We start from the raw sequence: 8,579 nt of genomic DNA, 5'->3' as shown, positions 1-8,579 counted from the left end.
GACCGAGAGCTTGTCGTACCTCGTCGCGACAGCACGGTGCCTCTTCAGGCGGTTGATCCCGCACTCGACCGCGTGACGATCACGGTAATCGGCCGCCGGTCGCGGGCTGGACGAGGCAGGGAATCCGGCGTGAAGGTGGAGAACCGGCAGAAGGGCGGGCCGCCGCGGTTGTGCGCGGTGCGCGCCCACGACGGTGCGGTCAGGGAGACGGTGATGAACGCACAGGACCACGGCCACGAGCACGAACACGACCCGGAACGGGACCACCACGCCCCGCCGCGGGAGAGCGAGCACGACCACGAGCGGATGCGGGGGGAGAGCCTGCACGGCGATGCCTCCGTGGCGCAGCGGGCCCCGGACGACCCCGGCCGGGGAGCGGACACCCACCACCTCTTCCGGGCAGCGGCCACCGGCCGGGCGGACGTCGTCGGAACAGCCGGGATGGGCGTGCTCCAGCGGACCGTCGGCAACGCCGCCCTCGGCCCCATGATGCAGCGCTCCAGGGCCGGTACGCCGGAACAGTCCGAGGACGAGCCGCGCTCGCCGGTCCACGACGTCATCTCCTCCGGCGGAGGCACCCCCCTGGACACCGAGACCCGCACGGATCTGGAGGGCCGGATGGGAGCGGACTTCTCCGACGTGCGCATCCACAACGACTCCTCCGCACACGAGTCGGCCAAGGGTGTCGGCGCACACGCGTACACCGTGGGGAACAACGTGGTCTTCCAGCGTGACGCGTACGATCCGTCGTCACCCCAGGGCCGCACCACACTGGCCCATGAGCTGACCCATGTGATCCAGCAGCGCAACGGGCCGGTCGAGGGCACGGAGGCGCCCGGAGGCATCCGGGTCAGTGACCCTTCGGACCGCTTCGAGCGGGAAGCCGTGACGAACGCGGACCGGGTGCTTTCGGACCCGGCGCCCGCCCGGACCGCCGCCTCGGTCTCGCCGACGGCCGCCCCCGCAGCCGCCGCTGTCCAGCGGACGGCCACGGAGGACGAGGACGAGCAGCCGGCCGATGTCCAGGGATCGTTCGTCCAACGGGCGGAGGAGAAGAGTCCCGAGGAGGAGGAAGAGGCCCCACCGGCCTGAGACGCTTCCTTCGTCGCGCGCGTGCCGGTCCGGCCGACGGTCCGGCACGCCCCTGGCCCTGGTCAGCCGGCGGAGTCGGGGCGCATCGTGCCGCCGAGGAACAGCGACTCGGAGCATCGCGAGGGTGTGCGGGCGCCCACCGGCTTGCCGACCTTCCGGCAGTCGATGGTCATGGTGACCTTTCCGCCCGCCGGCACGAGGATCGGCGTCACGAAGTGGTAGTCGGAGTCACGGAAGTTCTCCAGCCCGAGACTCAGCGCGCTCGTGTTCTCACCGGCCGAGATGACGACGGTTCCGGCGTCACCCTGCGGGTTCTGCACGACGATGTCGGTCAGCTGGAAGGTGTGGCCCTTCGGTACCTGGAGAGCGGTCGAGGAGTTCGACCCGCCGCCCACCGAGTCCCTGACCCGGACCTGCGCACTCGTCGGAGTGGCCGCCCCGTCGCCCGCCCCTGCGCTCGCCTCCGCCTCCGCGGTGGGGCTCGGCGTGGGCTTCGGCGCGCCGGCTCCCGCGTCGGCCCCGGCGGCGTCACCGGCCCCGGCGTCGGCTCCCGTACCCGCCGCGGCGCCCTGGCTCGGCGCCTTGCTCTTGTCCGCCGCTGCCGCGGAACGCACCGCCTCGGGCGTGACCGCTTCCCGCGCCGCGGACTTCACGGCCGGACGCAGCAGCGCGTACCAGATCCCGGCCAGGGCGACGAGCAGCACGGCCGCCGTGATGAGCGCCCGGGGCAGCCAGCGCGGCAGGAGGGGTTCCTGCTGGTAGGAGCCGTCGACGAGGACCGGCGCCACCGGCTCCTGACCCTCGGCCACCTGAGTGGCGGCGAAGACCTGGAAGGGATGCGTCACCGGTGTGCCGCGCCACATCCGCTTCGCGGGCCGTACCCGCAGCCTTCCGAACTCCGCTTGGCCGGGCGCCACCCGGAGCTCGGCCACGTCGAAGGCGACGCGTGCCCGCTCGGTCCCCGGCTGGGCGCCCAGCCGCACCGTCACCGGTGTGTTGCCCCGGTTGTCGACGGCGAGCTGGTGCCGTCCACGGCGAGAGCCGTGCGAGCTGCGCGGGACCAGCTCGGCCGTCGTCTCGGTGAACGGCAGCACGGTCACCCGGCCCTCCGGCACCACCGTCTCGCCCTGTTCACCGGTGGGCACCACCCGTACCCCGAACGGTGTCTCACCCGCCGGCACGGTCGCATCCCGGGGCGGGCGCAGCATGAGCGACACGGTCCGGGAGTCACCCGGGTACAGCGACAGCACCGCCGGCTCCACCGCCGACCAGGCGGCGCACGCACCGACCACCTCGAAGCGGTACTCCTCGACCGTCGTACCGGAGTTGCGGACCTGTAGGGGGACAGCCGTCTCCTCGCCCGGTGCGGCGCTGACGGACGATGCGTCGAGACTTGCCGTGAGACTCATACGGCGGACCGTAGAGTCGTCGTCGACGTCGGACACCGGCCGGGAAGGAACACTTTCGGGCAGATCCCATGCCCCTGACACCCCTTTAGTTTCCTTGTCAGTAAACAAGGGAATCTTGACCGCCTCATAACCAATGAGACGGACGACAACGGCTGCGGGGCGTGTGCACGTTGTGGCCTTCCAGCTGTTGCCCAAGGGGGAGCATCGGCATGGAACGCATGGAACGCACAACTGTGGCGTTACGGGCTCAGGACCCGATCTCGCAAGCAGGCGTGGCCAGCCAGTTGAGGGCCCGCCCCGAAGTCAGTGTCGTGGAACGGGGCGAGGACGAGACCGCGCCCCAGGTCGTGCTGATGGTCGTGGACTCGGTCGATGAGGACGTGCTGAGGATGCTGCGCCACATCCAGCGCACCAGCGACTCACGCACCGTCCTGGTCACCACGGACATCGATGAGCAGAAGCTGGTGAGTGCGGCGGAGTGCGGGGTCGTCGGGGTGATCAGGCGGGCGGAGTCGACGCCCGAACACCTGGTGCACGTCATAGAGACGGTGGCGCGGGGCGAGGGCCACCTGCCCTCCGACCTGCTCGGGAGGCTCCTCGCGGAGGTGGGGCGGCTCCAGGGGCAGGTCCTCGGGCCGCGTGGGCTGCACTTCACCGGCCTCGCGGCACGTGAGGTGGACGTGCTGCGGCTGGTGGCCGAGGGGTACGACACCGCGGACATCGCCACGAAACTGGCCTACTCCGAACGCACGATCAAGAACGTGCTGCATTCGGTGATGACCCGCCTCCAACTGCGGAACCGGTCCCACGCGGTGGCGTACGTCATGCGCCAGGGCCTGATCTGACGACTCACCCGGTCCTCACGCGGTCCTCGGCCGCCCCTTCCGGGCCCGGACCGTGGTGGGGGCCGGGTGCGTTGCGCTCAGGGGCTGCGGGCGCGCTGTTCTCCGGTACTCCTGGTCTGCTGTTCGCGGGCGCTGCCCCAAAGGGCAGTGCGGGCTTCCCGGGGATGTGACTCGCCTTCCACTGCGGGAGCGGAGTGCCTGCGAGATCGTGTGGGCGCTGTTCTTCGGTGGGAGGTCCGGGTGCGGGGGAGAGATTCGGTGCGGTGGATTCAGCCGGCGAACAGATCACGCGGACTCACGGGTGCGCGCCGTTCGGTGGCGCTCGTGCTGCTGTTGCTGGCCGCAGGTCTCGCCCCCGCCTCGGCCGGGACGGGCGTGGCCACGGCCGTCCCGGTTCCGCCCGAGCCGTGGGTCACTCCGGCGAGCCTGCACGAGGCGCTCGATCCCGGCGGGTCGACGGGGGTGGACAAGTCGGTGCGGACACCTGCGCTTCCGCCGAAGCCGGATGTGGTGCTGCTGGTGGACGGCACGATGAGCATGCCTGTCCCCATTCAGGAGGTTCAGGAGAACTTCCCCGCCATCACCGAGAAGATCCTGGCCGAGCAGCCCGACACGCGATTCGCCGTCTCCACCTTCGGCGACCAGGAAGTCGATCCGGGCGCCGGATTCGAGGTTCTGCAGGAGCTGACGGACGACGTCGGGAAGGCTCAGACAGGCGTCGACCATCTGGAGGCACTCATGGGGGGCGGCAGCCGTGGCCCCTCCGAGGACTGGATCAACGGGCTGTGGCAGATAGCCGACGGGGCCGGCGGCAAGACCGTCTTCCGTGAGGGCGCCAACCCGGTCGTCGTGCTGATCGGTGACGCCTCCAGCCACGCGCCCAGCAACGGCCACACCATCGACGACACGATCTTCGCTCTGCAGGACAAGGGCGTCCGGGTGATCGGCGTCGATCTGGACAGCCCGATCGGCGACGGCCTGAACGGCAACGGGGACGCGGGCGACCCGAACTACGTCGAGGACCCGCTGACCACACCGGGGCAGGCGACGCGCATCATCGAGGCGACCCAGGGACGTCTGCTGGAGGGAATCCAGCCCGACGCGGTCGCCCAGGCCATCATGGACGGCTTCGACAACCTCCCCACCTCGGTCGGTTACCGCCTCGACAACTGCGACCCCCACCTCACGGTCTCCCTCGACCCGCCCACCCGCCGGCTGACCAGCGGAGAGACCGCGCACTTCGCGGAGACGATCGACGTCTCGGCGGACGCGCCGCAGGGCACCACCCTCACCTGCACGGTGCAGTTCCTGCTCGGCACCCAGGTCCCCGGGACGGACACCATCGGGCCCGCCGCGGCGGCGGACCCCGACTTCCAGCAGCAGATCAGCATCGACGTGAACGACACAGACGCCCCTGTCGTCACGGTGGACGACCGCATAGCCAGGCCGGAGAACGACGACGGAGCACGGATCACCTATACGGCGACGGCGACCGACGCCCAGGACGGTGAGCTGCCCGTCACATGCACGCCCGCGTCCGGATCGGTCTTCCCCATCGGGACGACCACGGTCACCTGCTCGGCCACCGACGAGGCGGGCAACACCGGCACGGACACCGCGCGCTTCGAGGTGCTGGAGCCACCGCCGGATCCCCCGTCACCACCGCCGCCGCCCTCGTCGGAGGTCGCGGTCAAGGTCGACGTCAGCCCCGACCGTACATACATCACCCGCCCGGCCCGCGCCGGCTTCACCATCACCAACGCCGGCCCGGACACCGCCGGGGGAGTCGTCATCGGTGCGGCCTGGCCGGCCCCGTCGGCCGGCAAGGACCGGAGCCTCCAGGCCCTCACCCGCTGCACGGAGGCCAAGCCGTGCACGATCCCGGCGGGCGGCAGGATCGAGGTGGCACAGACGGCGACGTACCGCGTGGCGATCACCGGGGACGTACGGGCCACCGTGCGCGGCACGGTCCCGGACCGCCGCACGGCCAACAACAAGGACACGGACCGGCTGCGCGTACTCAAGCCCTCCCTCACCGTCAGCCCGCAGGTCGCCAAGCCCGGACAGCCCGTACTGGCCCGAGGCAAGGACTATCCACCCGGCGAAACCGTGAACCTCACCTGGAACCGCGGGATCACGGGCGACCGGTCGGGGGTCGGAGTGGGCCGCGACGGCACGTTCGAGGTGCAGATGCTGGTGCTGCGAAAGGACACCCTCGGTCCCCGCATCCTGCGAGCCACCGTCCCGGACCTTCCCCGCCTCCAGAAACCGGTCCTCGTGGTCCAACGCAACCTCCAGCCACCGGACTTCAAGGGACGGACGTGAAAGCCGCGGACGTGGGCGGACCAGGCGTGAGAGGGACGGGCCCCGGATGATCCACGAGGTGGATGACGTACTGCGCTCCCTGATCAGGGCGGAGGTGCTCGAAGGTGGCCAGATCGCGGTGGTCTTCGACGCGCCGACCCGGGAATGGGCGGCCAAGGTGAACGCCCCGATGGTCAACCTCTACCTCTACGACATCCGCGAGGACATGCGGCGCCGCGAGCGCGGACTCCACAACGAGTACGACGAGCGGGGCACCATCGTGGCGCGACGCCGCCCGCCCCGCTACTTCAAACTGTCGTACCTGATCACGGCATGGACGAAGCGCCCGGAGGACGAGCACCGGCTGCTGTCCTCCCTGCTCGCCTGCCTGCTGGCGTACGAGGCACTGCCCCCGGAACGCCTGGCAGGCACCCTCGCCGAAATCGGGGCCGCCGTGCCGATGTCGATCGCGCTCCCGCCGCCGGAGGACCGCTCGTTCGCGGACGTGTGGAGCGCCCTGGGCGGCGAGCTCAAGCCCTCGCTGGACCTGGTGGTCAGCGTCCCGGTGACCGCCTCGCCGACGTACGCGGCGGGCCCGCCGGTGGGGGAGGAGGGGCTCCAGGCGCACTTCGGGGACGTACCCCCGCCCTCGGAACCGCAGAGCGCCCCGATGCCAGGACGCGGCAGCCTCCCGGTCTACGGCAGCCGCCCCGGCCGGCCGGCATCCGAGGACGCACTCGCCTCCACGGAGCCCCGCCGGGGCCTCTCCCTCCGGATCACCGAGAACCGGCGCACCCAGGACGGCCGTACGGAGGACAGCACCGCATGACGCCCCCGGACCACCCCGCCGAGGACCCGAACCTGCGCCACCTGCTCGCCCGCGCGGTCGACGTCGAGCAGCGCATCCGCCATGCGGTCGAGGTCCGGCAGCGCACGGATCCGGACCCGGAGGACGCGTTCCGGGGGCTCTACCTCACGGACGAGAACGTCGCGAGACTGCTGGACGAGGACGAGGCACGGGGCTTTCCGGAACCGGTGCGGGAGGAAGCCGCCCCTGCGTACGGGGGCAATCCCACCCGACTCACCGCCCTGCAGGCCGAGTTCGGGCTCACCGCGCTCGACATCGAGATCCTGCTCATCGCACTCGTGCCGGATCTGGACGACCGCTTCGAGGCGTTCTACGGCTACCTCAACGACGACGTGACCCGCCGCCGCCCGTCCATCGGCCTGGCGCTCGGCCTGTGCGGGCTGTCACCTGCCGACGCGGTGGCACGGGGCCGGCTGGCGGCGCGCGCCCCGCTCCGTCACTCGGGGCTGCTCCTGGCCGAGGACCTGGACCGCCCGTTCCTGAGCCGGGCGCTGCGCGTCCCGGACCGCGTCACCGCCCACCTCCTGGGCGACGACACCAGGGACCCGCGCCTGGCCGACCTCCTGGCCCCCTGGCACGCGGTGGCGGGCGTCGGCGACCCCGCACCCCTGGCCCGGGTCCTTGCCGACGGCCTCCCGCTGGCCTACCTGAGCGAGGACCAGGGCGGGGCGGGCACAGCCCTCGCCGCCTCCGCACTCACGCTCGCGGGCCGGGGCGTACTCGGCCTGGACCTGGCCCGCCTGGCGGAGGACCCCGCGCCGGCGGACGCGGTACGTTCCCTGGTCCGCGAGGCACGGCTGACGCACGCGGGCCTGGTCTGCGCCCCGCTGGACGCACTGTCCCGCGAACACCCGCGCCTGCTCAGACTTCTCACCGCCACGCCCGTACCCACGGTCATGGTGGGCAGGGCCCCGTGGGACGCCTCCTGGTCGACGATCCCGCCACTGCTCCTGCACGCCCCGAGGGTGGAGCCGTCGGCACGCGCCGCGCTGTGGAGCGACGCGTACGAGCACGCGACCTCGGCCCCCCACCCGCCCGCCATCGACCCGGACCACCTCCTCGCCCCCTTCCTCCTCACCCCGGAACAGGTCACCGGTGCGGCCCGCAGCGCCGCCCAGACGTCGCAGCTCGACGGCGGGACCCTCACCCCCGACCACGTACGCCAGGGAGCCCGCGCCCAGAACGCGGCCGGCCTGGACCGTCTGGCGCGCCGCATCGAACCGGCGGTGACATGGAACGACCTGGTCCTGCCCCCTGACGCCCACGCCCAGCTCCGCGAACTCACCGCCCGCGCCCGCCACCGCGACCGCGTCCTGGGGGAGTGGGGCATGCGCCCGGGGGGCGGCAGGGGCCGAGGCGTATCAGCGCTCTTCGCAGGCGACTCCGGCACGGGCAAGACCATGTCGGCGGAGGTGATCGCGGCCGACCTCGGCCTGGACCTCTACACGGTCGACCTGGCCACGGTCATCGACAAGTACGTGGGCGAGACCGAGAAGAACCTGGAACGCATCTTCACGGAAGCGGCGGGAGTCAACGGAGTCCTGCTCTTCGACGAGGCGGACGCGATCTTCGGCAAACGCTCGGACGTGAAGGACGCGCACGACCGCTACGCGAACGTCGAGAGCGCCTACCTCCTCCAGCGCATGGAATCCTTCGACGGCCTGGCCATCCTCGCCACCAACCTCCGCGCCAACCTCGACGACGCCTTCACCCGCCGCCTGGACCTGGTCATCGACTTCCCGGTCCCGGACCCGGAGCAACGCCTGGTGCTCTGGGAGCGCTGCCTGGGCACGGTGCTCCCACGCGGCACGGACCTCGACCTGGCCTTCTGCGCCGAGAACTTCGAGCTGGCCGGCGGCAACATCCGCTCGATCGCGGTGACCGCTGCGTACCTGGCGGCGGACACGGAGGCCTCGGTGACGATGGCGACGCTGATCCACGCGATCCAGCGGGAGTACCAGAAGCTCGGGCGGCTGACGCTGGCCTCGGAGTTCGGTCCGTACTTGGGGCTGGTTCAGGGGTGACCGTTGTCCGCCCGGCAGGTCACCGCCGTACAGGTCA

The 8,579-nt window shown here is 71.6% G+C and carries 6 protein-coding genes and 1 pseudogene; 5 read left to right on the top strand and 2 right to left on the bottom strand.

Translation table 11 applies throughout. From position 1 onward, the window contains the following. Positions 1 to 90, bottom strand: a pseudogene (locus ABT025_RS39580) (IS5 family transposase); the annotation flags it as partial. A gap of 123 nt (positions 91 to 213) precedes the next feature. Here ABT025_RS39580 and ABT025_RS34230 point away from each other — a divergent pair. After that, positions 214 to 1,092 carry an eCIS core domain-containing protein gene (locus ABT025_RS34230; RefSeq protein WP_351002557.1) on the top strand — a complete coding sequence of 293 codons (879 nt, stop codon included), beginning with the start codon at positions 214 to 216 and terminating at the stop codon, positions 1,090 to 1,092. Between the two features lie 62 nt (positions 1,093 to 1,154). On the opposite strand, the gene ABT025_RS34225 is transcribed toward ABT025_RS34230, so the two are convergent. After that, complete coding sequence (locus tag ABT025_RS34225; protein WP_351002556.1) at positions 1,155 to 2,501, bottom strand: COG1470 family protein; 1,347 nt, start codon at positions 2,499 to 2,501, stop codon at positions 1,155 to 1,157. Between the two features lie 218 nt (positions 2,502 to 2,719). Between ABT025_RS34225 and ABT025_RS34220 the strand changes: the two genes are divergently transcribed. The 4 genes from ABT025_RS34220 to ABT025_RS34205 all read left to right on the top strand — a co-directional run bounded on the left by ABT025_RS34220 (position 2,720) and on the right by ABT025_RS34205 (position 8,542). Next, complete coding sequence (locus tag ABT025_RS34220; RefSeq protein ID WP_351002555.1) at positions 2,720 to 3,346, top strand: helix-turn-helix transcriptional regulator; 627 nt, start codon at positions 2,720 to 2,722, stop codon at positions 3,344 to 3,346. 258 nt (positions 3,347 to 3,604) lie between these two features. Further along, on the top strand, positions 3,605 to 5,671 hold the full coding sequence (locus ABT025_RS34215) for an HYR domain-containing protein (RefSeq protein WP_351002554.1): 2,067 nt from the start codon (positions 3,605 to 3,607) through the stop codon (positions 5,669 to 5,671). Between the two features lie 46 nt (positions 5,672 to 5,717). After that, positions 5,718 to 6,479, top strand: coding sequence for a Pvc16 family protein (locus ABT025_RS34210; RefSeq protein ID WP_351002553.1), 762 nt, complete (start codon positions 5,718 to 5,720; stop codon positions 6,477 to 6,479). Continuing rightward, positions 6,476 to 8,542 (top strand): ATP-binding protein, encoded by a 2,067-nt coding sequence (locus ABT025_RS34205; RefSeq protein ID WP_351002552.1) that lies wholly within the window; start codon positions 6,476 to 6,478, stop codon positions 8,540 to 8,542. The genes ABT025_RS34210 and ABT025_RS34205 overlap by 4 nt, the downstream gene beginning before the upstream one ends. Positions 8,543 to 8,579: the final 37 nt, after the last annotated feature.

The sequence above is a fragment of the Streptomyces sp. NPDC002809 genome (assembly GCF_040295435.1).
Lineage (GTDB): Bacteria > Actinomycetota > Actinomycetes > Streptomycetales > Streptomycetaceae > Streptomyces.
This window is presented reverse-complemented; position numbering and strand designations above follow the sequence as displayed.

Excerpts from the sequence above, each read along its gene's own strand:
- ABT025_RS34230 (WP_351002557.1), top strand. The coding sequence starts at position 214 with ATGAACGCACAGGACCACGGCCACGAGCACGAACACGACCCGGAACGG.
- ABT025_RS34225 (WP_351002556.1), bottom strand. The coding sequence starts at position 2,501 with ATGAGTCTCACGGCAAGTCTCGACGCATCGTCCGTCAGCGCCGCACCG.
- ABT025_RS34220 (WP_351002555.1), top strand. The coding sequence starts at position 2,720 with ATGGAACGCACAACTGTGGCGTTACGGGCTCAGGACCCGATCTCGCAA.
- ABT025_RS34210 (WP_351002553.1), top strand. The coding sequence starts at position 5,718 with ATGATCCACGAGGTGGATGACGTACTGCGCTCCCTGATCAGGGCGGAG.
- ABT025_RS34205 (WP_351002552.1), top strand. The coding sequence starts at position 6,476 with ATGACGCCCCCGGACCACCCCGCCGAGGACCCGAACCTGCGCCACCTG.